The organism is Humibacillus xanthopallidus (assembly GCF_044793955.1).
In the GTDB taxonomy this organism is placed as follows: Bacteria; Actinomycetota; Actinomycetes; order Actinomycetales; family Dermatophilaceae; genus Humibacillus; species Humibacillus xanthopallidus_C.
On record NZ_CP084995.1, the window covers coordinates 3691900 to 3715977 of the forward strand.

The 24078-nt window shown below is 71.7% G+C and carries 25 protein-coding genes and 2 tRNA genes; 12 read left to right on the forward strand and 15 right to left on the reverse strand.

What is annotated here, in order from left to right; translation table 11 throughout:
- Nucleotide 1 precedes the first annotated feature (1 nt).
- The 5 genes from LG278_RS16625 to LG278_RS16645 form a co-directional block, all read right to left on the reverse strand.
- Nucleotides 2-460 carry a MaoC/PaaZ C-terminal domain-containing protein gene (locus LG278_RS16625; RefSeq protein ID WP_404388569.1) on the reverse strand — a complete coding sequence of 153 codons (459 nt, stop codon included), beginning with the start codon at nucleotides 458-460 and terminating at the stop codon, nucleotides 2-4.
- Nucleotides 460-906 (reverse strand): MaoC family dehydratase N-terminal domain-containing protein, encoded by a 447-nt coding sequence (locus LG278_RS16630; RefSeq protein ID WP_404388571.1) that lies wholly within the window; start codon nucleotides 904-906, stop codon nucleotides 460-462. Before LG278_RS16630 ends, LG278_RS16625 begins: the two co-directional genes overlap by 1 nt.
- A gap of 104 nt (nucleotides 907-1010) precedes the next feature.
- Nucleotides 1011-1142, reverse strand: coding sequence for a 50S ribosomal protein L33 (gene rpmG, locus LG278_RS16635; protein ID WP_246070176.1), 132 nt, complete (start codon nucleotides 1140-1142; stop codon nucleotides 1011-1013).
- Between the two features lie 208 nt (nucleotides 1143-1350).
- A tRNA-Met gene (locus LG278_RS16640) sits at nucleotides 1351-1427 on the reverse strand.
- Nucleotides 1428-1488: 61 nt separating this feature from the next.
- Nucleotides 1489-1561, reverse strand: a tRNA-Thr gene (locus tag LG278_RS16645).
- Between the two features lie 148 nt (nucleotides 1562-1709).
- Between LG278_RS16645 and LG278_RS16650 the strand changes: the two genes are divergently transcribed.
- Nucleotides 1710-2981 carry an AI-2E family transporter gene (locus LG278_RS16650; RefSeq protein ID WP_404388572.1) on the forward strand — a complete coding sequence of 424 codons (1272 nt, stop codon included), beginning with the start codon at nucleotides 1710-1712 and terminating at the stop codon, nucleotides 2979-2981.
- A gap of 3 nt (nucleotides 2982-2984) precedes the next feature.
- Here LG278_RS16650 and LG278_RS16655 read toward each other — a convergent pair whose 3' ends face one another.
- Nucleotides 2985-3872: a hypothetical protein gene (locus LG278_RS16655; RefSeq protein WP_404388574.1), complete on the reverse strand. Its 888-nt coding sequence runs from the start codon at nucleotides 3870-3872 to the stop codon at nucleotides 2985-2987.
- Between the two features lie 71 nt (nucleotides 3873-3943).
- Between LG278_RS16655 and LG278_RS16660 the strand changes: the two genes are divergently transcribed.
- Nucleotides 3944-4765: a hydrolase gene (locus LG278_RS16660; RefSeq protein WP_404388576.1), complete on the forward strand. Its 822-nt coding sequence runs from the start codon at nucleotides 3944-3946 to the stop codon at nucleotides 4763-4765.
- Between the two features lie 81 nt (nucleotides 4766-4846).
- On the opposite strand, the gene LG278_RS16665 is transcribed toward LG278_RS16660, so the two are convergent.
- Nucleotides 4847-5050: a DUF2945 domain-containing protein gene (locus LG278_RS16665; RefSeq protein ID WP_404388578.1), complete on the reverse strand. Its 204-nt coding sequence runs from the start codon at nucleotides 5048-5050 to the stop codon at nucleotides 4847-4849.
- A 110-nt stretch (nucleotides 5051-5160) separates the two neighbouring features.
- On the opposite strand from LG278_RS16665, the gene LG278_RS16670 reads away from it, so the two are divergent.
- Nucleotides 5161-5445, forward strand: coding sequence for a BatC protein (locus tag LG278_RS16670; RefSeq protein WP_404388579.1), 285 nt, complete (start codon nucleotides 5161-5163; stop codon nucleotides 5443-5445).
- Entirely contained in the window at nucleotides 5445-6689 is a 1245-nt protein-coding gene (locus LG278_RS16675; RefSeq protein WP_404388580.1) for a cupin domain-containing protein, read from the forward strand. The genes LG278_RS16670 and LG278_RS16675 overlap by 1 nt, the downstream gene beginning before the upstream one ends.
- 96 nt (nucleotides 6690-6785) lie before the next feature.
- Here the strand turns inward: LG278_RS16675 and LG278_RS16680 are convergent, their stop codons facing one another.
- Both LG278_RS16680 and icmF read right to left on the reverse strand, forming a co-directional pair.
- A complete protein-coding gene (locus LG278_RS16680; RefSeq protein WP_404388582.1) occupies nucleotides 6786-7550 on the reverse strand; it encodes a helical backbone metal receptor in 765 nt (254 codons plus the stop codon).
- 89 nt (nucleotides 7551-7639) lie between these two features.
- Nucleotides 7640-10909 (reverse strand): fused isobutyryl-CoA mutase/GTPase IcmF, encoded by a 3270-nt coding sequence (gene icmF, locus LG278_RS16685; protein WP_404388584.1) that lies wholly within the window; start codon nucleotides 10907-10909, stop codon nucleotides 7640-7642.
- Nucleotides 10910-10970: 61 nt separating this feature from the next.
- Between icmF and LG278_RS16690 the strand changes: the two genes are divergently transcribed.
- Nucleotides 10971-11504 (forward strand): MarR family transcriptional regulator, encoded by a 534-nt coding sequence (locus LG278_RS16690; protein WP_404388585.1) that lies wholly within the window; start codon nucleotides 10971-10973, stop codon nucleotides 11502-11504.
- 389 nt (nucleotides 11505-11893) lie between these two features.
- Here LG278_RS16690 and LG278_RS16695 read toward each other — a convergent pair whose 3' ends face one another.
- Nucleotides 11894-13162, reverse strand: a complete 1269-nt coding sequence (locus LG278_RS16695; protein WP_404388586.1) for a D-arabinono-1,4-lactone oxidase — start codon at nucleotides 13160-13162, stop codon at nucleotides 11894-11896.
- A gap of 138 nt (nucleotides 13163-13300) precedes the next feature.
- On the opposite strand from LG278_RS16695, the gene LG278_RS16700 reads away from it, so the two are divergent.
- Nucleotides 13301-14302, forward strand: a complete 1002-nt coding sequence (locus tag LG278_RS16700; protein WP_404388587.1) for an aldose epimerase family protein — start codon at nucleotides 13301-13303, stop codon at nucleotides 14300-14302.
- Nucleotides 14303-14308: 6 nt separating this feature from the next.
- Here LG278_RS16700 and LG278_RS16705 read toward each other — a convergent pair whose 3' ends face one another.
- Both LG278_RS16705 and LG278_RS16710 read right to left on the reverse strand, forming a co-directional pair.
- Nucleotides 14309-14626, reverse strand: a complete 318-nt coding sequence (locus LG278_RS16705; RefSeq protein WP_404388588.1) for a hypothetical protein — start codon at nucleotides 14624-14626, stop codon at nucleotides 14309-14311.
- Nucleotides 14627-14742: 116 nt separating this feature from the next.
- The gene (locus LG278_RS16710) at nucleotides 14743-15726 is read right to left on the reverse strand and encodes an SDR family NAD(P)-dependent oxidoreductase (RefSeq protein WP_404388590.1); all 984 of its coding nucleotides are present in this window, start codon (nucleotides 15724-15726) and stop codon (nucleotides 14743-14745) included.
- 60 nt (nucleotides 15727-15786) lie between these two features.
- On the opposite strand from LG278_RS16710, the gene LG278_RS16715 reads away from it, so the two are divergent.
- The 6 genes from LG278_RS16715 to LG278_RS16740 all read left to right on the forward strand — a co-directional run bounded on the left by LG278_RS16715 (nucleotide 15787) and on the right by LG278_RS16740 (nucleotide 21753).
- A complete protein-coding gene (locus LG278_RS16715) occupies nucleotides 15787-16971 on the forward strand; it encodes a zinc-dependent alcohol dehydrogenase (RefSeq protein ID WP_404388591.1) in 1185 nt (394 codons plus the stop codon).
- Nucleotides 16968-18014: an acyl-CoA dehydrogenase gene (locus LG278_RS16720; RefSeq protein ID WP_404388593.1), complete on the forward strand. Its 1047-nt coding sequence runs from the start codon at nucleotides 16968-16970 to the stop codon at nucleotides 18012-18014. The genes LG278_RS16715 and LG278_RS16720 overlap by 4 nt, the downstream gene beginning before the upstream one ends.
- Nucleotides 18011-19375 (forward strand): PIG-L family deacetylase, encoded by a 1365-nt coding sequence (locus LG278_RS16725; RefSeq protein ID WP_404388594.1) that lies wholly within the window; start codon nucleotides 18011-18013, stop codon nucleotides 19373-19375. Before LG278_RS16720 ends, LG278_RS16725 begins: the two co-directional genes overlap by 4 nt.
- Nucleotides 19372-20166, forward strand: a complete 795-nt coding sequence (locus LG278_RS16730; RefSeq protein WP_404388596.1) for a glycosyltransferase — start codon at nucleotides 19372-19374, stop codon at nucleotides 20164-20166. The genes LG278_RS16725 and LG278_RS16730 overlap by 4 nt, the downstream gene beginning before the upstream one ends.
- Before the next feature lie 85 nt (nucleotides 20167-20251).
- A complete protein-coding gene (locus LG278_RS16735; protein WP_404388597.1) occupies nucleotides 20252-21238 on the forward strand; it encodes an LLM class F420-dependent oxidoreductase in 987 nt (328 codons plus the stop codon).
- Nucleotides 21235-21753, forward strand: a complete 519-nt coding sequence (locus tag LG278_RS16740; RefSeq protein WP_404388599.1) for a hypothetical protein — start codon at nucleotides 21235-21237, stop codon at nucleotides 21751-21753. Before LG278_RS16735 ends, LG278_RS16740 begins: the two co-directional genes overlap by 4 nt.
- 114 nt (nucleotides 21754-21867) lie before the next feature.
- Here LG278_RS16740 and LG278_RS16745 read toward each other — a convergent pair whose 3' ends face one another.
- The 3 genes from LG278_RS16745 to LG278_RS16755 form a co-directional block, all read right to left on the reverse strand.
- Nucleotides 21868-22305 (reverse strand): SRPBCC family protein, encoded by a 438-nt coding sequence (locus LG278_RS16745; RefSeq protein ID WP_404388601.1) that lies wholly within the window; start codon nucleotides 22303-22305, stop codon nucleotides 21868-21870.
- A 67-nt stretch (nucleotides 22306-22372) separates the two neighbouring features.
- Complete coding sequence (locus LG278_RS16750; RefSeq protein WP_404388603.1) at nucleotides 22373-23275, reverse strand: SDR family oxidoreductase; 903 nt, start codon at nucleotides 23273-23275, stop codon at nucleotides 22373-22375.
- 93 nt (nucleotides 23276-23368) lie between these two features.
- The gene (locus LG278_RS16755) at nucleotides 23369-24058 is read right to left on the reverse strand and encodes a Dps family protein (protein ID WP_404388604.1); all 690 of its coding nucleotides are present in this window, start codon (nucleotides 24056-24058) and stop codon (nucleotides 23369-23371) included.
- Between the last annotated feature and the right edge of the window lie 20 nt (nucleotides 24059-24078).

Here is a 24078-nt window from a genome sequence, read left to right on the forward strand (position 1 = left end):
CTCAGTCGAGGACGGCCACGGCGAGGGCCCTGCCGAGCACCTTCTCGCCTGCGGCGGTGGCGGTCAGCTCGATCGTGACGCGCTTCGTCTCGGGGTCGAGCGCCTTGACGACCCCGCTCACCTCGATGTCGGCACCGCCGTCGTAGGGCACGACGACGGGCTTGGTGAAGCGGGTGCCGTATTCGACGACGCGGCCTGCGTCGCCGACCCATTCGGTGACGAGGGTGACGGCCGAGCCCATCGTGAACATGCCGTGCGCGATGACGTCGGGCAGGCCGACCTGCTTGGCGAACGGCTCGTCCCAGTGGATCCGGTTGCGGTCGAGCGAGGCGCCGGCGTACTGGACGAGGCGCGGACGGTCGACGTGGATCGTCACGGCCGGAAGGGCCTCCCCCACGGTGACGTCGGCGGCAGAGCGCACCGTGGCGGGTGCTGCGGGGCTGGTGGTGGGCTCGTTCATCACTCGGCTCCTCGGATGACGATGGTCGAGGTCGCGGTGCAGACCGGCTCGCCGGCCTCCGTCGCGAGCTCCGTGCGCGTGGTCACCATGGCGTGGCCACCAGCCTCGCGCACCGTGTCGACGTGCAGCGTGCCGACGATGGCGTCGCCCGCGGTGAGCGGGCGGTGGTGGGTGAAGCGCTGCTCCCCGTGCACGACGCGACTGAAGTCGATGCCGGCCTCGGGGTCGCGGATCAGCTGACCGTCGCACTGCTGGGCGATGAGCACCGCGAACGTCGGCGGGGCGATGACGTCGGCGTAGCCACGAGATCGCGCCACCTCGGCGTCGACGTGCACGGGGTCGGTCGAACCGACCGCCTCGGCGAACTCGCGGATCTTGGCGGCACTGACCCCGTAGGGCTGGGTGGGCGGGTACTCCCGCCCCTGGAAGTCTGCGTTGACCGGCATACCGGCAACCCTATCGAGCCGGTGACGACGAACGCTCCCCCGGCCCGAGGGCAGGAGGAGCGAACGGTGCTGCCACGCTCAAGGCGCGGGCAGAGGTGCTGGGGTCAGCGGGTCTCGCGGTGCTCGGTGTGCTTGCCGCACTTCGGGCAGAACTTGTTGAAGGCGAGACGGTCGGGGTTGTTCCGACGGTTCTTCTTCGTGATGTAGTTGCGGTCCTTGCAGTCCACGCACGCCATCGTGATCTTGGGACGGACGTCGGTGCTCTTGCTGGCCACGGCAACCTGCTCTTTCGGGAACGTGCTTGCTGAAACGATGTCTTCGGGTGCTCCGCCGCGCACGTGAACAAGCGGGCACGCGGTCGCGACACACAAGGCTACGTGACGGCGGTGCCGATCGAGAAATCGTCTGCCGATCTCCGACGCACCGGACGCCACGCACCGGACGTGGTAGCGGGAGCGGGGCTCGATCCCGCGACCTCACGATTATGAGTCGTGCGCTCTAACCAGCTGAGCTACCCCGCCATGGGCTGCCACCCGGGGACCGTCGCGGTGAGGCGACGGACCCGATCGGGCGACCGACCAGAGCCCCAATAGGGAATCGAACCCTAGACCTTTTCCTTACCATGGAAACGCTCTGCCGACTGAGCTATTGGGGCACGGCCAACGCGACACGGCTCCCTCTCAGGAGCCGCTGCTGACCTGTTCTGCGTCGGTGAGACTACACGGTCGGCGCGGCAGAAACGAAATCGGCGGACGCGGCGTATCTCCCCCGCCACGCATCGCCGGACTGAGAGGATCGGGGCCATGACCGGTCCCGCCATGGAGCCCCCGCCGTCGCCGCCGCCGACGTCCGCGCCCGGGCCGTCCGCTGCGCCGGCCGGGTCCATCGCTCCCCCGGGTGCGACCGACGTCGTCATCCACCTCGACCGGGCCAACGTGTGGCGCACCGGCTGGGTCCTCGTCGGCGTCGTGGCGCTGGCGGCCCTTGCCAACTTCGTGATCAGCGACGGCGGCAGCGTGATCTTCACCCTCATCATGTCGATGCTGGCCGCGATCGCCATGGAGCCAGCGGTGGCCCGCCTCAGTCAGCGGATGCGTCGCGGCGTGGCCACGATGATCGTCATGCTCGGGGTGCTCGTCTTCATCATCATCTTCCTGCTCGCGTTCGGCCGACTGCTCGGCGAGCAGCTCGCGACCTTCGTGAAGTCGGTGCCCGCCCTGGTCGAGTCGGGCGTGACGTGGGCCAACGAGACGTTCGGGACGTCGTTGTCCGTCCAGTCCCTCCTCGACCAGTTCACCGGCGGCACATCAGGCCTGACGGCGCTGGCGGGCGACCTCGCCGGGGGCCTCATCGGGGTGGTGGCAGCCGTGCTCGGAGCCTTCTTCTCCTCGATCACCTTCTTCTTCTTCACCTACTACCTCTCCGCCGACAGCCCACGGCTGCGCATGTGGGTGGCTCGGCTGGCACCGCCGAAGCAGCAGGAGGTCTTCGGAGTGGCCTGGGACCTCGCCGTCATCAAGACCGGCGGCTACGTGTCGGCGCGTCTGGTGCTCGCCGCCATCTGCGGCGGCCTGTCGAGCCTCTTCATGCTCATCATCGGCATGCCCTACTGGCTCGCCCTCGGCATCTGGACCGGCCTCGTGGCGCAGTTCGTGCCCACGATCGGCACCTACATCGCCATCGCGCTGCCGGTCTTCGTCGGTCTCGTCGGCCCCGAGCCGTGGCAGGGGCTGGCGCTGCTCGCCTTCGCCCTCGTCTACCAGCAGATCGAGAACGTCACGATCGAGCCGCGCATCTCGGCCGAGGCCGTCGACGTCCACCCGGCTGTCTCGTTCGCGGCCGTGATGTTCGGCGCGGCGCTCTTCGGGGTGGCCGGAGCCTTCGTCGCCGTGCCCGTGGCGGCGCTGATGCTCGCGCTCTTCGGCATCTACTCGAAGAAGTACGACCTCGTGCCCGAGCTCGCCTCGCTCCAGGCGGCCCAGCCAGACTCCAGCGAGGCCGAGGCCGCGCCGGGCGCTGCCGGCGGCTCCGTCAGCGATGACAAGGCTCGCCCCGCAGCCGCCGAGGGCGCCTGAGCATCAAGGCGATTCGGAGTCCTCGAGAGCGCGCGCGGCCCGAGCCTCTCGTTCCTCGGCCCGATCCCGTATGCCGCTCGCCTCGTCGAGCTCGGACGTCACCTTCTCGAGCCGTGACCGCGCCGTCGCGAGTCGCCGCTCGAGGTCGGCGATGCCCTCGACGACCTCCTCCTGCCGGGCGCTGAGCACGGCGACCTGCCGATCGGCCGTGCGCAGCTCGGTGCGGGCCTGCTCGAGCTCAGCCGCCAGGCGGCCCCGCTCGGCCGCGCGTCGGGCGCGGCGGCGCTCCTCGAGGTCGACGGTGTCGCCCGTCCCCTCACCACCGCCCTCGATCACCTCGAGCGTCGGTCGACCTGACCGCCCTCGGTCGGCGAGGGCCTCGTGCTCGATGGCGACGACGTCGTCGATGTCGACGGAGCCGAATCCCGAGTAGGACAAGGCGCGCACGAGCGCGCCGGTGAGGACCGACGCCTCGGCGGACTCGTCGGCGACGAGCGCCGTCAAGGTGTCGCGCACCTCCTGGGCCACGCCGACCCCGAGCGGCTGCCCCGCTGCCCGAGCCTCCTGCGCGACGCGCTCGGCCACCGCGTCGACCCGCTTGGCCCGCTCACGGCCGAGGGCGCGCAGCTGGTCGGCGTCGAGGGTGCGCTGGGCCTCGCGCAACAGCTCGGCGAAGGCCCGGAAGTCGTCGAGCTCGTCGCCGTGCTCGCGCACGAAGTGGTTGAGCGCCCAGGCCGCCACGGTCGGCTTGCGCAGGGCGGTGACCGCCTTGGCGAGGTCGACGTCGCCAGCGGAGCGGGCCTGCTTGGCGAGCTGGGTGCGCAGCGCGGTGAACTCACCCGGCGTCGCGGCATACAGCTGCTCGACGGCGGCGCGCAGGTGCAGGATCACGCCTGCATCCTCCCTCACGATCCCGTGCTTCGGGGTGGTGCAGGCGGTCCGCTGCGGTCCAGAGTGGTGCCGTGATCCGGATCTGCGAGACGTGCGCCGTCGAGACCGCCGACCTGACCGAGCCTCCGGAGGAGTGCAGCGTCTGCGAGGACGAGCGGCAGTGGGTGCCGCAGGACGGGCAGCGCTGGACCACCCTGGAGGAGCTGCGCGCTCGCGGCACCCGCATCGTCGCGGCCGAGGTCGAGCCCGATCTCTGGGGCCTGCGCGCCGACCCCGAGGTGGGCATCGGGCAGCAGACGATGGTCGTGCGCACGCCGGAGGGCACGCTCCTCTTCGACTGCGTCGGCTTCATCGACGACGAGGCGGTCGAACTCGTGCGATCGCTCGGGCCGACGCTCGCGGTGGCGGCGAGCCACCCGCACATGTATGGCGTGCAGACCGAGTGGGCCCACGCGCTCGGCGACGTGCCGGTGCTCGTGGCGGAGCGTGACCGCGAGTGGGTGCGACGTGCCACCCCACTGGTCGAGCTCTACGACGACACGCGCGAGGTGGCGACGGGCCTCACCCTGCACCGCGTCGGCGGGCACTTCCGCGGTCAGGCCGTCGCCCTGTGGACAGCGGGGGCCGACGGTCGTGGCGTGCTGCTCGCCGGCGACGCCGTCTTCCCCAACCCGGACCGTCGGTCGGTGAGCTTCATGCGCAGCTATCCGAATCGGATCCCCCTGTCGGGCAACGTCGTCCAGCGCATCGCCGGTCAGCTCGAGGCGCTGCCGTTCGACCGCCTCTACAACAACTTCGGCGCGGTGGTGCCGACGGATGCCAAGGGCGTGCTGCGTCGCTCCGCCGACCGCCACGCGGCGTGGACGCGCGGCGACTTCGACCACCTGACCTGAGGCCTGCGTCGCGCAGTCATGGTCGCTCCGGCGTCGGCCAGCGGTCGGCCAGCGGTCGGTCAGCGGTCGGTCAGCGGTCGGTCAGACGGCGTCGAGCGAGGACTCCTTGTGGGCCGCCTTCGCACCGGTCTTGCTCGACTCGACGATCCAGTAGGGCTCGTCCTTCGACGCATTGAACTTGTGCCCCTCGAAGGTGAACTCCGAGACCCGCTTCTCGACCGCACGCCCTGTGGTGCGGCCCTGCGAGGTGTTCCAGTGGACGGTGTCTCCCTGAGCGATCGCCATGCCCTCGATGAGAACACGTCCGATCGGGCTGTGCCAGAGGCGCCGCGAGCGGGTAGGAGACCATCGACGGCGTCGTCCGGCGTCGTGCCACATCCCTTGGAGGAGAAGCGATGAGCGACACCCCGATGGACCCGGTGGGCGAGCCCACCAGCAACGACCCGATGACCGAGGGCCCCGCCGACGGCGGAGCCGACACCTCGTCGCACGACGGTGGCGCCGACGGTGGCGCTGACACCGAGGGCCCCGCTGACGGCGGAGCCGACGTTGAGAGCCACGACGGCGGCGCCGACGGTGGCGCCGACAGCGAGGGCCCGGCCGACGGCGGAGCCGACGTCGAGAGCCACGACGGCGGCGCCGACGGTGGGGCCGGAGCGGACCCGACCAGCTCGATCTGATGACCGCTGGCACGACGAGCCGGGTGCCCGCGCAGCAGCGTGGGCGCTCGGCGCTCCAGCGCCTCGTGCCCGTCGACGCCGCGCAGTTCGCGGCTGACACGTGGGGCACCTCTCCGCTCGTGACGCGCGCCGCCGACCTGCCGGGCGGGCTGCTCGAGCTCTTCGCCGAGGGCGCGGTCGACGAGCTCGTCTCGCGTCGCGGGCTGCGGGCCCCCTTCCTCCGGGTCGCTCGCGACGGTCAGACGCTCGGTGACCGTGAGTTCACGCAGGGGGGCGGGGTCGGGGCCGCGGTCGCCGACCAGGTGAGCGACGACAAGCTGCTGCGCCTCTTTGCCGCGGGCTCGACGATCGTGCTCCAGGGTCTGCACCGCACATGGAGTCCGCTCATCGACTTCTGCCAGCAGCTGGCCGAGGAGCTCGGGCACCCGGTACAGGCGAACGCCTATGTGACACCGCGTCAGAGCACGGGCTTCAGCGACCACTACGACGTGCACGACGTCTTCGTGCTGCAGGTGGGCGGTGAGAAGCACTGGCGGCTGCGCCAGCCCGTGCACCCCGTGCCCCTGCGTGACGAGCCCTGGACCGGCCACCGGGCAGCCGTCGAGGCTGCCAGCGCCAAGGAGCCGGCGCTCGAGTTCACGCTGCGCCCGGGTGACGTCCTCTACCTCCCCCGAGGATGGGTGCACTCCGCGACCGCCCTCGGCGGCGTCAGCACCCATCTCACGCTCGGTGTCCACGTGTGGACCCGGCGTCACCTCGCCGACGCGCTGGTGGCCTCGGCGATCACGGCCGCGAGCCGGGACGAGCAGGTGCGGGCCTCGCTCCCCCTGTCGCCCGAGGGTTTCGGCCACGGCACCCTGACGACCGACATCGAGGTGGTGCGTGAGGCCCTGCTGCGCGCCCTGCGCGACGTCGAGCCGGACGCGGTCACCGACCACCTCGAGACGCGGGTGCGCGCCGCCCAGCGCCCCGCGCCGATCGGCCCGCTGGCCCAGCTGGCCGCCGCCGAATCGTTGACCGATGACACCTGCGTGCGGCTCCGGCCCCACGTCGATGCCCGGCTCGTGGCGACCGGTGACGGGCACGCGGTGCTCACGAGCCGTCTGCCGGACTTCGCCGTGGAGCCACACGACGTCGGCACCGTGGTGGCCATCGTGGGCGGCGGTGTGCTGCGGGCCGACATGGTGGGCGTCGACCTCGCCCGCCGGCTCCTGCTGGCCGGTCTCGTCGTCCTCGACGACTGACATCACCTCGTCGAGAGGCCACACGGTGTCGGGTCACACCGTCGAGAGGCCACACGGTGTCGGGTCACACCCGTCGAGAGGCCATTTGGTGTCGGGTCAGTCGCTGACCGCGGCCGCCAGTGCCGCGCGGGCGCCGACGAGGCTCGGGCCGTACCACGTGAGGAGCCGCCCGCTGAGGAGGGCGGGGCGAGCGTGCACGTAGGCCTCGGGGCCGTCGGTGGACGTGAAGACGTAGGGCTCGTCGGGTAGCAGGACGACGACGCCGTCGCGGTCGAGCTCGGCGAGGTCGACGTGCGGGTAGCGGTCGGCGTGCCCAGCGAAGACGTTGCGCCAGCCGAGGCGCTCCACGACGTCGCCGGTGAACGTGTCGCGGCCCACGACCATCCACGGGTCGCGCCAGATGGCGACCGCGACGTCGAGGGTCGGGTCGGTCACGGACCCGGACCACTCGGATCGCGCCTGGGTCAGCCACGCGGGGACCTCGACCTCGAGTGCCTCGACGAAGAGCCGCTCGAGCGAGTCGAGCGCGCCCGGCACCGTCTCGATGTCGGTCACCCAGACCGGTATGCCGCTCGCCCGCATCCGCTGCACGTCAAGCTCGCGGTTCTCCTCCTTGTTGGCCACGACGAGTTCGGGTTCGAGCGCTGCAATGGCTCTGAGGTCGGGGTTCTTCGTGCCCCGGACGCGCTGCACCGCAAGGTCGCTCGGGTGCGTGCACCAGTCCGTGGCGCCGACGAGCCGCTCCGGCACCGTCGCCGCGAGGGCTTCGGTGATGGAGGGGACGAGCGAGACGACCCGCTGGGGAGCGGCAGCCAGCGCGACGGCATACCCGAGGTCGTCGAACAGCGTCACAGGCGGCATACGTTGGCCTCTCGACTGCACACGGGCGACAAGGCGTGGCCTTTCGACGGTTCGGGAGCGGCCAGAAGTGGCCTTTCGACGGTGAGGGGTCAGACGTTGCGGCGGTACTGGCCGCCGACCTCGAAGAAGGCCTCGGTCACCTGCTGGAGCGAGCACACCCGCGACGCCCGCATGAGGACGTCGAAGACGTTTCCACCCTCGATCGCGACCGCCTTGAGCTCCTCGAGGGCCGCCGCAGCCTCGACCTCGTGCTCCGCCCGGAAGGCGCGGACCCGCGAGAGCTGGCCCTGCTTCTCGTCCTCGGTGCCGCGGGCCAGCACCACCGTGCGGGGCACCTCACCCTCGTGCGGGTTGCGGAAGGTGTTGACGCCGATGATCGGCAGGCTGCCGTCGTGCTTGCGGTGCTCGTAGAGCATCGACTCGTCCTGGATGCGGCCACGCTGGTAGCCGGTCTCCATGGCGCCGAGCACGCCACCGCGCTCGGTGATGCGGTCGAACTCCCTGAGCACTGCGGCCTCGACGAGGTCGGTCAGCTCGTCGATGACGAACGAGCCCTGGAGCGGGTTCTCGTTCATCGCCAGGCCCCACTCGCGGTTGATGATGAGCTGGATGGCCAGGGCCCGACGCACCGACTCCTCCGACGGGGTCGTGACGGCCTCGTCGAAAGCGTTGGTGTGCAAGGAGTTCGCGTTGTCATAGATCGCGATGAGCGCTTGGAGGGTGGTGCGGATGTCGTTGAAGTCCATCTCCTGCGCGTGCAGCGAGCGGCCCGACGTCTGCACGTGGTACTTCAGCTTCTGCGACCGCTCCGCCGCACCGTAGCGCTCCTTCATCGCGACGGCCCAGATGCGGCGGGCCACTCGCCCGAGCACGGAGTACTCGGGGTCCATGCCGTTGCTGAAGAAGAAGGAGAGGTTGGGCGCGAAATCGTCGACGGCCATGCCGCGCGCGAGGTAGCTCTCGACGTAGGTGAAGCCGTTGGCGAGGGTGAAGGCGAGCTGGCTGATGGGGTTCGCCCCCGCCTCGGCGATGTGGTACCCGGAGATCGACACCGAGTAGAAGTTGCGCACCTCGTGCTCGATGAACCACTCCTGGATGTCGGCCATCATCTTGAGCGAGAACTCCGTGCTGAAGATGCAGGTGTTCTGGCCCTGGTCCTCCTTGAGGATGTCGGCCTGCACCGTGCCCCGCACGTTGGCGAGGGCGTATGCCGTGAGGTCGGCCCGCTCGGCCTCGTCGAGGTCGCGCCCCTCCCGCGATCGGAAGGCGTCGACCTGCTGGTCGATGGCGGTGTTGAGGAAGAAGGCGAGGATCGTCGGCGCGGGGCCGTTGATCGTCATCGAGACGCTCGTCGTCGGCGACACGAGGTCGAAGCCGCCGTAGAGCACCTTCATGTCGTCGAGCGTCGCCACGGACACGCCAGAGGTGCCGACCTTGCCGTAGACGTCGGGCCGAGGGTCGGGGTCGCGGCCGTAGAGGGTGACCGAGTCGAACGCCGTCGAGAGCCGGGTCGCGGGCTGCCCCTCGGAGAGCAGCTTGAAGCGGCGGTTGGTGCGGAAGGGGTCACCCTCACCCGCGAACATCCGTGCGGGGTCCTCCCCCTCGCGCTTGAACGGGAAGACGCCGGCGGTGAAGGGAAAGTAGCCGGGGAGGTTCTCGCGGCGCAAGAAGCTGACGAGCTCGCCGTGGTCGCGGTAGCGGGGCAGGGAGACCCGCGGGATCTTGTTGCCCGACAAGGACTCTCGCGTGAGGACGTTGCGCAGCTCCTTGCCCCTGATGGTCACGACCTGCTCGTCACCGGAGTAGGACTCGACGACCGAGGGCCAGCCGGACAGGGCGCCGGCGACCTCGCCGGGCAGGTCGGTGCGGGCCTCGTCGAGGAGGGCCTCGACCGCGCGAACCGCACTCTCGGCACTGTCGAGATCGTCGGCCGCAGCGGCGTCGGCGAGCTCGCCACGCACGGACTCGAGGCGCTGCACGCGACTGGCCGCAGCGGCATACCGCTCCGTCGCCTCGTGGTAGCCGCGCACCGTGTCGCTGATCTCGGCGAGGTAGCGCACCCGCGCCGCGGGCACGACCGTCGCGATGCGGGTCGACTGCTTCGTCGACACGACCGGGAGGACGCCCTCCGCGAGCGGCATTCCCTTGTCGGAGAGGAGGCTTCGCAGCTCCTGGTAGAGCGCCGTGACGCCGTCGTCGTTGAACGTGGCCGCGGACGTGCCGTAGACGGGCATGTCGGCGGGGCCCTTGCCGAAGGCCTCGCGGTTGCGCACCATCTGGCGGCCGACGTCGCGCAGGGCGTCCTCGGCGCCGCGGCGCTCGAACTTGTTGATGGCCACGACGTCGGCACGGTCGAGCATGTCGATCTTCTCGAGCTGGCTGCTGGCCCCGAACTCCGGAGTCATGACGTAGAGCGAGACGTCGGCGAAGTCGACGATGGCGGCGTCGCCCTGGCCGATGCCCGGCGTCTCGAGGATGACGAGGTCGAAGCCGGCGGCCTGCACGACCGAGAGCACGTCGTCGAGGTGCGTCGGCACCTGGGAGCCGCCGCGGGTCGCGAGGCTGCGGAAGAAGACGCGGTCGCCGTCGAGCGAGCTCATGCGGATGCGGTCCCCGAGGAGGGCACCGCCCCCGCGGCTGCGCGTGGGGTCGACCGCGAGCACGGCGACACGCAGCTTGTCCTGCTGGTCGAGGCGCAGCCGGCGGATCAGCTCGTCGGTGAGGCTCGACTTGCCGGAGCCGCCGGTGCCGGTGATGCCGAGGACCGGCACGCGGCGGCGGGCGGCTGCCTCGCGGATGCCGGTCAGGGTGGCCTCGTCGACGATGCCCTCCTGCGCGCCGGTGAGGGCCCGGGCGACCGCGGTGCGGTCACCGGCGAGCACGGCCTCGAGTGACGGCGCACCCGTCTGCCACAGGTCGTAGTCGCAGTCGGCGACGACCGTGTTGATCATGCCGGCGAGGCCGAGGCGCTGGCCGTCCTCGGGGCTGAAGATCGTGACGCCGGAGTCGCGCAGCCGGGCGATCTCCTCGGGCACGATGACACCGCCACCACCGCCGACGACGCGGATGTGGCCGGCGCCGTTCTCCTGGAGCAGCTGCACGAGGTACTCGAAGTACTCGACGTGACCGCCCTGGTAGGAGCTGACGGCGACGCCCTGCACGTCCTCCTCGATCGCCGCGTCGACGACCTCCTGGACGGATCGGTTGTGCCCGAGGTGGATCACCTCCGCGCCCTGCGACTGCATGATCCGCCGCATGATGTTGATCGAGGCGTCGTGCCCGTCGAAGAGGCTGCTGGCCGTGACGAGCCGCACGTGGTGCGTCGGGCGGTGGAGGGCGCGCTGCGATGCGTCAGACATGAGAAAATAGTAGGACTTCCTACTAATGGACGTCAACGCGTCTGCTGACTACGATGGCGCCATGAGCGCGGAGACGACGGGTCCGAGGCCTGTGACCGGCCCTGGCCTCGGCTTCGACCCCATCGACCAGGCCCGTCGACAGTGGGTGGAGCAGGGCTGGCCGGAGGCTGCCGACGGCATGGCGGCCGTGACCTCGTTGATGCGCGCCCACCAGATCGTGCTGGCCCGGGTCGAGGCGGCCCTCAAGCCGCTCGGCGTGACGTTCGCGCGCTACGAGGTGCTCATGCTGCTGTGGTTCAGCAAGCGTGGCTCCCTGCCGATGAAGGTGATCGGCAGCCGGCTGCAGGTGCACCCGACCAGCGTGACCAACGCGGTCGACCGCCTCGAGGACGCTGGTCTCGTCACCCGGTCCACTCACCCCGACGACCGCCGCGCCATGCTCGTCGCGCTCACTCCGTCAGGTCGTGAGCTCGCCGAGCGCGCCACCAAGGCCCTCAACGCCGAGGTCTTCGAGCGCCCCGACCTCTCGAGCAGCGACGTGAGCTCTCTCGTCGACGTGCTGACCCGCCTGCGCCGCGACGCCGGCGACTTCTGACGGACGACCGGATCGCGCGGGGTCGCGCACGCTGCTGGGTCGCGCGGGACGCGCGGCGGGGTTCGCGGCGTGGAGCGTCGGCGGCCGTTCCAGCGCGTGCTCATTGGCGTATGCCGTCTGGCCGCCGCCGATGCCGCTCACCCCACCACACGCCCCGCGCTCTACGACACCACCTGCCGACTGATCCGCAGACAGATGCGCTGTAGCCATCAAGCTGCGGATCAGTCTGCATCGAGGGTTGTCAGGGCAGCAGTGGATGCCGACTGATCCGCAGATTGACGCGCTTGGTCGATCACGCTGCGGATCAGTCTGCGGGTGGGGTCGTTGCCGGGGGCCTCCGGCGTCGGGTGCTCGCGACCAGGAAGCGTGGGCGGCAGGTGGTGGGCAGGTCAGCCGATGACGCGGTCGAGGAAGGCGTTGCCGAACTTGCCCTCCGGGTCGACCCTGCGGCGCAGCTCGCGGAAGTCGCCGAGCCGCGGATAGAGCGGTTCCAGCTGCGCCGCGCCGGCCACGAAGCACTTGCCCCAGTGCGGCCTCGCCCCGAGCGGCAGGAGGGCGGCCTCGATGAGGGGCAGCACGGCATACACCCGCTCGACGTCGCGCACCCACGTGAAGTGCAGGCCGACGACGTCGTGACCGTAGGAGCTGCTGAGCCAGTGCTCGTCGGCGGCGACGGTGCGCAGCTCGGTCACCATGAGGACCGGAGCCATCGCGTCGGCGAGTGCCCGCAGGCGCTCGACCGCCTCGATGGTGTGGTGGCGCGGCAGGAGGTACTCGCTCTGCAGCTCCTCGCCGCGGCTGGGCGTGAACTCCATGCGGAAGTGCGGAAGCCGGTCCAGCCACGGCCCCGGCACCCCGCCCTGCTCGGTGATCGCCTCGGTGGCCCCGCCCTCGAGCATGTGCAGTGTCGAGGTGGCGGCGAGGGCCCCGAAGAGCTCGCGCGGCGGCACCGCAGCGGTGTCGCCGACCCGGCCCTTGAGCCACACCTGGTCGATGCCGACGTCTGTCCACCGGGTGAAGAGGCTGACGCTGTAGGCGCTGCTCGTGATGGTGTCGACGTGCTCGGCAAGGGCGTCCCAGCCCAGACCCGTGAAGACGTCCTGGCGCACGTCGTAGGTCGGCTCGATGTCGAGGGTCACGGCGGTCACGACCCCGAGGGCGCCGAGCGCCACGACGCTGCCCTCGAAGTCGGCGTCGCCGCGGGCCACCCGCCGGATCTCACCATCGGGTCCGACGATCTCGAGAGCCGCGACCGCCGTTGCGAGAGAGCCGTTCTCGACTCCCGACCCATGAGTGCCCGTCGCGACAGCGCCTGCGACGGAGATGTGCGGCAGCGACGCGAGGTTGCCGAGCGCCCACCCCTCCGCCTGCAGCCGGGTCGCCACGTCGCCGTATGCCGCGCGGCCGGCCACTCGGGCCGTTCGGGCCTCCGCGTCGACCTCCACCGTCGTGGGGAGGTCGGTCAGCGAGACGAGCACGCCGCCGGCCCCGCTCGCGTCGGTCGTGTCGGTGAGGTCGGTGAAGCTGTGCCGCGATCCGAGCGCTCGCACGCGAGGAGCGGCCGCCACGACGTGCTGCACCTGCTCGATCGACTGCACCCGCTCGATCCGCGCCCGATAGGCATGATTGCCCGCCCAGTTGGTCTCGACCTGCGTCATGGCCTGCGCTCCTCCCGCTCCCGGTGGTCACTGCCCACCCTAGGCGGCACGGCCACGGGACGGACGCGTCCCTCGTGACCGCTGAGACGGCAGACTGGGCCCGTCGTCCTCGCGAGAGACACCACCGAAGGAGCACCCGTGTCGCAGAGCCCTGCCCCACCCACGTCGGTCGAGCTGCGGGCCGAGGGCCTGATGCTCGAGGTGCTGACGGCAGGGGCCGCGGTGCGCCGCCTCGAGGTGACCGGCGATGGTGGACGCCCGGTCGGCATCGTGCTCGGCCATGCCGACCCACGCACCTACGTCACCAACGGCGGCTACCTCGGTGCCACGATCGGCCGCTTCGGCAACCGCATCGCCGGAGCCCGGTTCGACCTCGACGGCGAGACGCACGAGCTCAGCGGCAACGAGGGGACGACGACGCTGCACGGAGGCGTTGACGGCTTCGACCACCGCGCGTGGACCGTCGTCGACCGCGGTGACACGAGCGTGACCTTCGGCCTCCACAGCCCCGACGGCGACCAGGGCTTCCCCGGCGCCCTCGACGTCACCGTGACGTATGCCGCCCTGCCCGGTCGGGTGCGCATCGACTACACCGCGGTCTGCGACCGTGACACCGTCGTCAACCTCACCAATCACAGCTACTTCAACCTCGACGGCGAGGGCAGCGGGTCGGTCGACGACCACTGGCTCACGCTCTCGGCCGGCGCGTTCACCCCGACGGACTTCCTGCTCATCCCCACGGGTGAGGTGCGCGACGTCGAGGGCACACCCTTCGACTTCCGGCACCCACGCCGTCTCGGCGAGGCCCTCTCCCACACCGACGAGCAGCTGGCGCACGGCCAGGGGATCGACCACAACTTCGTCGTCGACGGCGCCGGACTGCGTCACGTCGCGACCCTGCGCGGTGCCTCGGGACGCACCCTCGTCGTCGAGAGCGACCAGCCGGGCGTGCAGGTCTACACCGGTGCCCACTTCGACGGCACGGTCACGGGGACGTCGGGCACGGCATACGGGCCTCGGGCGGGAATCGCCTTGGAGACACAAGGCTTCCCCGATGCGCCTCACCACGCCGACTTCCCCACGACGGTGCTCCGCGCCGGCACGGAGCACCGGACGACCACCGTGTGGCGACTCGGGTGACGCTCGTCAGTGCCGGCCGTGCCGCCGGTCGCTGTCGTGCTTGTCGGGGTGCACGTCCTCGGGGAGCTCCTCGGGCTCGGCGCCCTCGCCGGGGCGCGCTCCGCCCCAGCCCTCGGTCGTGATGCTGTCGATGGGTGGGTTGCCCACGAGGTGAGAGCGCTCCGCGCCCTCGGGGTGGTCCGCACGCTCTCGCACCGTCTGCTGCTCGTGGGTGTTGAGGGTGTCGTTGGGGCCCTTGCCGCGAGCGCCCAAGGTGAGAGCGAAACCGCCGGCCATCAGGACGACGACGCCGAGGAGGACGAGAAGTCCGACCTGGTCACCCATGGCACCTCCTTCATCGGTGCGCCCCGACCCCCGACTGCCGGCCGGGTTGACTGCCCTCGGTGGCGATCGGCTCCGGAGCATCCAGTGGAACCTGTCAGTGCACTGCGCCTCGGAGTCTACTCGGGCACGGGCTCCCGCACCCGCACCTCGCTGACCTCGTTGTTGCGCCGGGCCGCCTTGTCCCCCAACGTCGTGAGCCGGCGCACGACATTGCCGACCGCCGAGGCCGCATCTCGCCCCTCCACCGCATGACGACCGCCACGACGCGGCTGACCCGGCAGGACGCGACCCGCCCAACCCATGACGCGCGTCGTCGTCGCAGGGGCAAGGCCGCGCACGCGGATGCCGACCCACGCCAGGGGCGTGAGCACGACCATCGGTCGCCCGGCGAGCACTGCGGCCACGATGCGCCGCGCCGCGCGGTCCGCATCCATCGAGAGGAGCGGCAGGGAGGCCGCCGGGGCGAACCACGAGTACTCCGCGGCGGCGTCGCCGGAGAAGCGGGCCCGCTGGTGCGAGCCCGTCCGCATGAGCCCCGGCACGACAGTCGTCGCCGTCACCCCCGTGCCGCTCAGGGCTGCGGCAAGCCCGTCGGAGAAGCCGACGGCGCCGAACTTCGCTGTCGCATAGGGCAGCAGGTGGGGTGGCGACACCATGCCGCCGATCGACGTGACGGTGCCGATGCGCCCGCGGCCACGGCTTCGCATGCCCGGCAGCACGGCGAGCGCCGCGTGGATCGGGCCCCGCGTCATGGTGTCGATGGCGTCGTCGTAGGTGTCCGCGGTCATCGACTCGGCCGGACCGACCTCGATGATGCCGGCCACGCTGATGAGCACGTCGATGGGCGCGAGCGTGCCCTCGACGTCCTCCACGAGGGCGGTGACGGCCTCGCGGTCGCGCACGTCGCAGACGCGGGCGTGCACCTGGCGGCCCCGGCCCGACAGCCGTCGCGCGGCGGCGTCGAGGTCCGACTCCCCTCGCGCGGTGATGACGACGTCGTGGCCGCGGTCGAGCAGCTCGCGGGCGATGAGCAGACCGAGTCCGCGCGAGGCCCCCATGACGAGGGCGAGGCCCCTGGCTGGTCCGGCGGCACGCTGCATGTCGTTCTCCTCGATGTCGGGTGAGGTTTCCTCGTCGGTCGGCCGGGGTAGTCAGTGGTCATGCGAGCACTCACCTGGCACGGCATCGAGGACGTCCGTGTGACGGAGGTACCCGATCCCGTCATCGAGCAGACCACCGACGCCGTGGTCCGCGTCACCTCCACCGCCATTTGCGGGTCGGATCTGCACCTCTACGGCGTGCTGGCCCCCTACCTGCAACCGGGCGACGTGCTGGGCCACGAGTTCATGGGCATCGTCGAGCAGGTGGGCTCCGACGTCGCGACGCTCCAGCCCGGTGACCGCGTCGTCGTGCCCTTCAACATCTCCTGCGGACGCTGCTGGATGTGCCACCGCGGCCTCTTCGCCCAGTGCGAGACCACCCAGAACGTCGCCCAGGGCAAGGGTGCCAGCCTCTTCGGCTACACGAGCCTCTACGGCTCCGTGCCCGGCGGCCAGGCGGAGCGCGTCCGGGTGCCGCATGCCGACTTCGGCCCCATCCTGCTGGCGAGCGACCTGCCCGACGAGCGCTTCCTCTACCTCTCCGACATCCTGCCGACGGCGTGGCAGGCGGTGGACTACGCCGACGTCAACGGCAACGACACCCTTGTCGTGCTCGGGCTTGGCCCCGTCGGGCAGCTCGCGGTGCGCAGCGCCCTGCACCGTGGGGTCGGCCGCGTCATCGCGGTCGACCTCGTCGACGACCGCCTCGCCCTCGCCCGCTCGTGGGGAGCCGAGGTGGTCGACGTGCGCGACGTCGACGAGGTCGCCGACGCCCTGAAGGACCTGACCGACGGACGCGGACCGGATGCGGTCATCGACGCGGTCGGCATGGAGGCGCACGGCAATCCCTTGTCGGAGAAGGTCATCGCAGGCGCGAGCCGACTGCCCAAGCCGGTGGCGCGCGCCGCGATCGAGCGCGTCGGCATCGACCGCCTCTCCGCCCTGCACACGGCCGTCGCGGCGGTGCGCCGTGGGGGCACGTTGTCGATCAGCGGTGTCTACGGAGGCATGGCCGACCCGATGCCGATGATGGATCTCTTCGACAAGGGCCTGACGGTGCGCATGGGCCAGTGTCACGTGCGCCGGTGGTCCGATGACCTGCTCGACCTCGTCGGCGGTGCCGACGACGTGCTCGGCCTCGAGTCCCTGGCGACCCACCGCGCGCCGCTCGAGGCCGCACCCGAGCTCTACCGCACCTTCCAGGAGAAGAGCGACGGCTGCCTCAAGGTGGTGCTCAAGCCGTGACCGTCACCGACCGGGTCTCCGCCGACCTGGCCGCGGACGCGGCGCGGGCTCGGGGTGACGTGATCGCTGCTCTCGACCTGCCGGGGAGCCACGCTGCCGCCTTCCCCCTCCCGGGCTCGGGCGCCACGTGGCGGCTCTGGACCTCCCTCGCCGTGCTCGGCTCGGTCGACCTCACGGTGGCCCGCGCGGTCGAGCCCCACCTCGACGCGCTCGCCATCCTCGCGGAGGCTCGCGCCGCCGGCCATGGCGGCGAGGGGGCCGACGACGACGGGGCCCGCTGGGGCGTCTTCGCCGCCGAGGGCCCGGGCTCGCGCCTCGTGGCCGACGAGTCGACCGACCCGACCACCCTCGGTGGTCGCAAGCCCTGGTGCTCGCTCGCCGGCTCCCTCGACCGTGCCCTCGTGACGGCGTGGTGCGGTGACGACACCCGCAGGCTGTATGCCGTGCGCCTGGGTGCCGCCAACGGCGTGGCCCTCGAGGAGGGGGCCTGGGTCGCCCGCGGGCTGCCACTCGTGCCGAGCGGACCGGTGAGCTTCACGGCGTCGGTGGCCCACCCCGTGGGTCCGCCCGGGTGGTATCTCGAGCGGTCGGGCTTCGCGTGGGGCGGCATGGGCGTCGCCGCGATCTGGTGGGGTGGCGCCGTCGGCGTCGCCCGACGCCTGCGTGAGCAGCTGGGGCGGCGCGAGCCCGACCAGGTCGGTCTCATGCACCTCGGGGCGGTGGACGCGACCCTGCACGCGGCGTCGACCGTGCTGGAGCACGCTGCCACGTCGGTCGACACCGGAGACGCGGATGGCCCCGCCGGTGCCGCGCTGGCCCTGCGCGTGCGCCGCGTCGTGGCTCTCAGCGTCGAGGAGGTGCTCGGTCGGGTGGGCCACGCGCTCGGGCCGGGACCCCTCGCTCTCGAGGAGGAGCACGCCGGTCGCGTGGCCGACCTCCAGCTCTACGTCCGGCAGGAGCACGCCGAGCGCGACGCCGCCGTCCTCGGCCGTCAGGTGCTCAGCCACTCGGCCGAGGGCCCGGACGCCGAGGTGCTCTGGTGAGCACGGCGGCCCCGACCTTCCACCACTCCGACGCGGGCACCCCCGAGCGGGAGTGGGCAGAGCGGCCGGAGTGGGTCTCTGTTCCTCCCCTGTCGCTCAGCCCGAGCCCGGGCCTCGCCGCGGCCCCACGGCTCGTGCTCGTGGCGGCCCACCCCGACGACGAGACCCTCGGGGCGGGTGGTCTGCTCGCGACAGCCAGCGCCGCGGGTGAGCGCATCGAGGTCGTGCTGCTCAGCTCGGGCGAGGGATCCCACCCGGGATCCCGCACGCACAGCGCCGCCGACCTCGCCAGCCTGCGGGTCGAGGAGACCCGGGCGGCGCTGTCCCTGCTGGCACCGCACGCCCGCCTCGTGGTCGTGGGGCTGCACGACGGGCACCTCGCCTCCCACGAGGACGAGATCGTCGAGGCCATCGTTCGCGCGGTCGGCGAGGACGGGTCCAGGACCGTCGTCGCCGCCCCGTGGCGCCACGACGGTCACCCCGATCACGAAGCAGCCGGCCGGGCCGCCGCAGTGGCAGCCCACCGCACCGATGCCCGGCTCATCGAGTACCCGATCTGGTTGTGGCACTGGGCTGCTCCGCAGGACGCCCCGTGGTCGCGCTTCCGCACGCTGCCCCTCGACGGCGAGGTGCGTGCACGCAAGTCGCACGCGATCTCGGTGCACCGCAGCCAGGTCGCGCCGCTCTCCGACGATCCCGGCGACGAGGCCCTGCTGCTCCCGGGTGTCCTCGAGCACTTCGTGCGCGACCGCGAGACCTTCATCGAGGAGCCGCGCACCGCCGACCGGGTCTTCGACCGGGTGCACGGCGACGCGGCCGACCCGTGGAGCGTGGACGACAGCTGGTACGAGGAGCGCAAGCGCGACCTGACCCTCGCCGCCCTCCCCCGGCGGCGCTTCCGACGCGCTCTCGAGGTGGGCTGCTCCATCGGCGCGCTGACTGCACGGCTCGCCGATCGGTGCGACGAGGTGCTGGCCCTCGACGAGAGCGAGGTCGCGGCCGCTGCGGCGACCCGGCGCCTGGCGAGCACGCCGCAGGCGCGTGTGGAGCAGGCCCATCTGCCCGAGGCCTGGCCCGGCGGCCGCTTCGACCTCGTCGTCGTGTCGGAGGTCGGCTACTTCCTCAGCCCCGCCCGCCTGCGGGAGCTCATGGCCCGCGCGGAGGCGAGCCTCACCGACGACGGGGTCATCGTGCTCTGCCACTGGCGACACCCGATCGTCGGCTGGCCGCTCGACGGGCCGCGCGTGCACGAGATCTGGCACCGCTTCAGCCGCCTGCCCGTCATCGCCGAGCACCGTGAGGACGACTTCCTCCTCGACGTCCTCGGCGACGCCTCGGACCACCGCGCGGGCACGCCGTGAGGCACCTCGACCTGCGCGCCGCCGATCGCGCCCACCACCCCGCGCCGGGGGATGCCGTGCGGCAGGTCACCGTCGTCGTGCCGGCCCGCGACGAGGAGCTGCTCATCGGCCGCTGCCTCGACGGTCTCGACCGCGCGCGTCGGAGCCTGCGTCGGCACCGTCCCGATGTCGCCGTCGAGGTGGTCGTCGTGCTCGACGCGTGCACCGACGGCACGGCCGATGTCGTGGCGCGGCACGGAGGCCTGACGGTGCTGGCCGTCGACGCCGCGCGCGTCGGCGCGGCCCGACAGGCCGGCATACGGCACGTCCTCGAACGGGCCGGCACCGACCCGCGGGCCGACGGCCGCGTCGACGACGTCGCGCACTGGGTCACCAACACCGACGCCGACAGCGTCGTGCCCTCGTCGTGGCTCATCGACCAGCTGGCCCTGGCCGAGGTCGGCCACGACGTCGTCGTGGGCGTCGTGGAGCCCGACCCGACAGAGCTGGCCACTGACGTGCTCGCCCGCTGGCGCGGACGGCACCAGCTCGTCGAGGGGCAAGCACACGTGCACGGCGCCAACCTCGCCTTCCGGATGTCGGCCTACCTGGCGGGTGGCGGCTTCGAGCCCCTGCCCGTGCACGAGGACGTGCGCCTCGTCGAGCGGATGCGCCTCGGGGGTGCGCGGATCGCTGCCACGGCGCGCGTGCGGGTGCGCACCTCGGCCCGCACGACCGGACGCGCTCCCCAGGGTTTCGCGGCCTACCTCGACGAGCTCGCACACGGCGGCCCCGTCGCCGATGCCGGCTGAGCGCGATCGGGGAGCCCTCTCCCGTGGAGGCGTCGCCGCCGCCCCTCCCCACCCCGTTGACCCACCACCACCCGGAAGGACCCCGATGACACGCTTCGGCTACACGCTGATGACCGAGCAGAGCGGACCCAAGGACCTCGTCCGCTGGGCCGTGGCCGCCGAGCAGGCCGGCTTCGACTTCGAGGTCTCGAGCGACCACTTCTCACCCTGGCTCACCGAGCAGGGGCACGCCCCGTATGCGTGGTCGGTGCTCGGCGCCGTGGCCCATGCCACCGAGCGGGTCGACCTCATGACCTACGTCACCTGCCCGACGATGCGCTACCACCCCGCGGTCGTCGCCCAGAAGGCCGCGACCCTGCAGATCCTCGCCGACGGCCGCTTCACGCTCGGGGTCGGCAGCGGTGAGAGCCTCAACGAGCACGTCGTCGGGGAGGGCTGGCCCGGGGTGATCACCCGCCAGGAGATGCTCGTCGAAGCCATCGACATCATCCGCCAGCTGCACACGGGTGACCTCGTCACCCACCACGGCGACTACTTCGACGTCGACTCCGCCCGCATCTGGGACGTGCCCGACGAGCCGGTGCAGATCGGGGTCGCTGTGGGCGGCGACAAGGGCATCGACCGCCTCGCCCCGCTCGCCGACCACCTCATCGCGGTGGAGCCCGACGCCGACCTCATCACGTCGTGGAACGACACCGAGGGCTCGCCGCGCATCGGTGGCTCGGCACGGGCGATCGGGCAGATCCCCATCTGCTGGGGACCCGACCGTGACGCAGCCGTCGAGCTCGCCCACCAGCAGTTCCGGTGGTTCGGCGGCGGCTGGTCGGTCAACTCCGACCTGCCGACGCCTGCGGGCTTCTCCGGGGCGAGCCAGTTCGTGCGGCCCGAGGACGTCGCCGAGTCGATCCCGTGCGGCCCTGACCTCGACGCCATCGTCGAGGCCGTCAGCGCCTACTGGAAGGCCGGATTCACCGACATCGCCCTCGTGCAGGTGGGCGGCGACACCCAGCAGGACTTCCTCGAGCAGGCGGCCGAACCGCTGCTCGACAAGCTGCGGAGGGCAGCCCAGTGAGCAGCGAGCCCGTGGCAGCCCCCGACCTGGAGGAGGCGCGACGGCTGCTGCGCACCTACCTGCGCGACCACGACTCCGGGGCCCTGGCCGGAGCGCGCCGTTTCGGCTCCGCCGCCCAGGGCCATCGCGACCCGCAGGCCCGTGCCGAGCTCACCGCGCTGCACGCCGAGGTCGAGCAGGACCGGCGCAGCCTCGCGTCGGTCATGCAGCGTCTCGAGATCACGCCCGACCCGCTCAAGCGGCTCGTCACCGCTGCCGGGGAGCAGCTCGGGCGCCTCAAGCCGAACGGCTTCCTGGCGCAGCGCAGCCCGCTCACCGACGTCGTCGAGCTCGAGGCGCTCACCATGGCCGTCACCGGCAAGCAGCGGCTCTGGGAGACGCTCGCCGCCCTCGGGCCCGAGATCACCCTGACCGACCCCGACGAGCTGGCTGGGCTCCGTGACCGGGCACTCGACCAGCGCGAGCGTCTCGGACGGCTGCACGCGGCGAGCGCCGCCGCCCTGGCCACCGGCTGAGGCGCCCGACGGCCCAAGAGGCCAGACGGCGCGGGGCCCGGGGTCCGACCGTGAGGTCGGACCCCGGGCCCCTCTGTGTGCATTGCTCCACCGGAGTGCCGGCAGGGCGACTGGTCAGCCCGGCAGGCGGTTGAGCACTGCCGTCATCTGCTCCTCGGTGTCGCTGGCGAGCTTCTCGAAGACGAGCTTCATCGCCGGCGCGGCGAGGGTGGCGGCCCCGTGCATGTCGAGGTCGGCCGTGTAGGTGATCTGGCTGCCCGAGCCGTCGGGCGTCACGGAGATCGAGTCCGTCGAGGTCGCGCTGTCGTTGCGACCGACGAAGGTGAGGCCACCCGCCGACAGCTCGGTCAGCTCGTAGTCGAGCTCGGTGGTGACGCCCATGATCTTCGAGACGTTGTGCCACCGAGTGCCGACGACGACGGGCCCCGGCGAGGTCTGCGTGCACTGCTCGGTGCCGGGGTCCCACTCCTGAGCCCGGGAGAAGTCCTTGAGGTAGTCGAGGACGGTCGTGGGCGCCGGATCGACGCGGAAGGTGCGGCTGACGGTGGGCATGGGTCCTCCAGGTGGGTTGCTGTGGTCTCGGGCCCCACCGCGCGGGACCCGACGGACGGGGGGCCGGTCAGAAGACCGCGCCACCTCCGGTGACACCGATGACGGTGCCCGAGACGTAGCTCGCGTCGGACGGCGACGCGAGGAAGACATAGGCCGGGGCGACCTCGCCGGGCTGGCCGGCGCGGCCAAGGGGGGTGTCTGCCCCGAACGTCTCGATCTTGTCCTTGTCACGGGTCGCGGGCTGGAGCGGCGTCCAGATCGGTCCGGGGGCGACCGCATTGACGCGGATCCCCTTGGGCCCCAAGGCCGCCGCGAGGTTGACCGTGAGGTTGTTGATGGCCGCCTTGGTGGCTGCGTAGTCGAGCAGCGCGGGCGACGGGTCGTAGGCCTGGATCGAGGTCGTCATGATGATCGACGAGCCCGGGCCGAGGTGCGGCTCGGCGGCCTGGGTGAGCCAGATGACGGCGTGCAGGTTGGTGCGCAGCACGCGCTCGACGTGCTCGGGCTCGAGCCCCGCGAGGCCGGAGGGCCCCCGGTCCCAGTGGTATCCGGCGTTGTTGACGAGGATGTCGAGCCCGCCGAGACCCTCGACCGCGTCGGCCACGACCTGCTGGCACGTCTCGCGCTCGACCAGGTCACCGGGCACGAGCACACCCGTCCGGCCGGCGCGCCGCACCCAGCCGAGGGTGTCCTCGGCGTCGGACTGCTCCTCGGCGAGGTAGCTGATGGCCACATCGGCACCCTCGCGGGCGAAGGCGATCGCCACGGCCCGCCCGATGCCGGAGTCTCCTCCGGTGATGAGGGCCTTGCGGCCCTCCAGCTTGCCGTGACCGACGTAGGTCTCCTCGCCGTGGTCGGGCACCGGGTCCATGGCGCTCGTCAGGCCCGGGGGCTGCTGCTGCTGGGGCGGGAAGCCGCCCTTGGCGTCATGGCGCACGAGGGCTTCGGCGCGTTCGGCGATCTCGGACATGAGCTGTTCCTCCGATGGTGGGATGGGTCTGGCTGGCCTGCCGCCCGGCGGAAGCCGCCTTGACGTGCCGCTGCGGCTCGCCTGACGGCTGGGTCAGCGGACGGCCTTCTTGGCGGCCTTCTTTGCCGTCTTGCTTGCGGCCTTGGTCGCGGTCTTGCTCGCGGTCTTGGTCGCCGTCTTGCTTGCGGCACGCGTGGTTGCCCCGGCGGCCACGCCACCCGACGCGGCGGCGGTGCGGGTCGCGCCACGGGCCGCCTCAGACTCGCGCTGCGCACCGGCGTTGCTCAGCTCACCCGACGTCGACTCGAGGTGGGCCCGGATGAACCACTGGAAGAGCTCGAGCTGGCCGACCTGGGAGATGAGCAGGTCCTGGGTGACGAGGTCGAGGTCGTCGGTGAGCTCGATGACGCCCCGGTGGTCCTCGATGACGCCGGTGTAGACGAGGTCAAGGGCGGCGAGGTGGGCGGTCGTGTCGTCGCGCAGCAGCGTGTAGTCGTCCCACGTGCGGGCGGCGACGAGGTGACCGGGCGTGCCGATCGGAGGCACCCCGAGCGTCGCCATGCGCTCGGCGGTCTCGTCGACCATGGCGCGCACGGCCTCGATCTGCGGGTCGAGCATCTCGTGCACCCCGATGAAGTGGGGGCCGACGACGTTCCAGTGCACGTGCTTGAGCGTGAGCTGGAGGTCGTTGAGGGCGTGCAGGCGCAGCTGCAGGGCCTCACCGACGCGGTGTCCGTCGCCGAGCGTGAGGCCGGGGACCGTGAACTTCGAAGTGTCTGGCATGCCGTGCCCGTACCCACCTC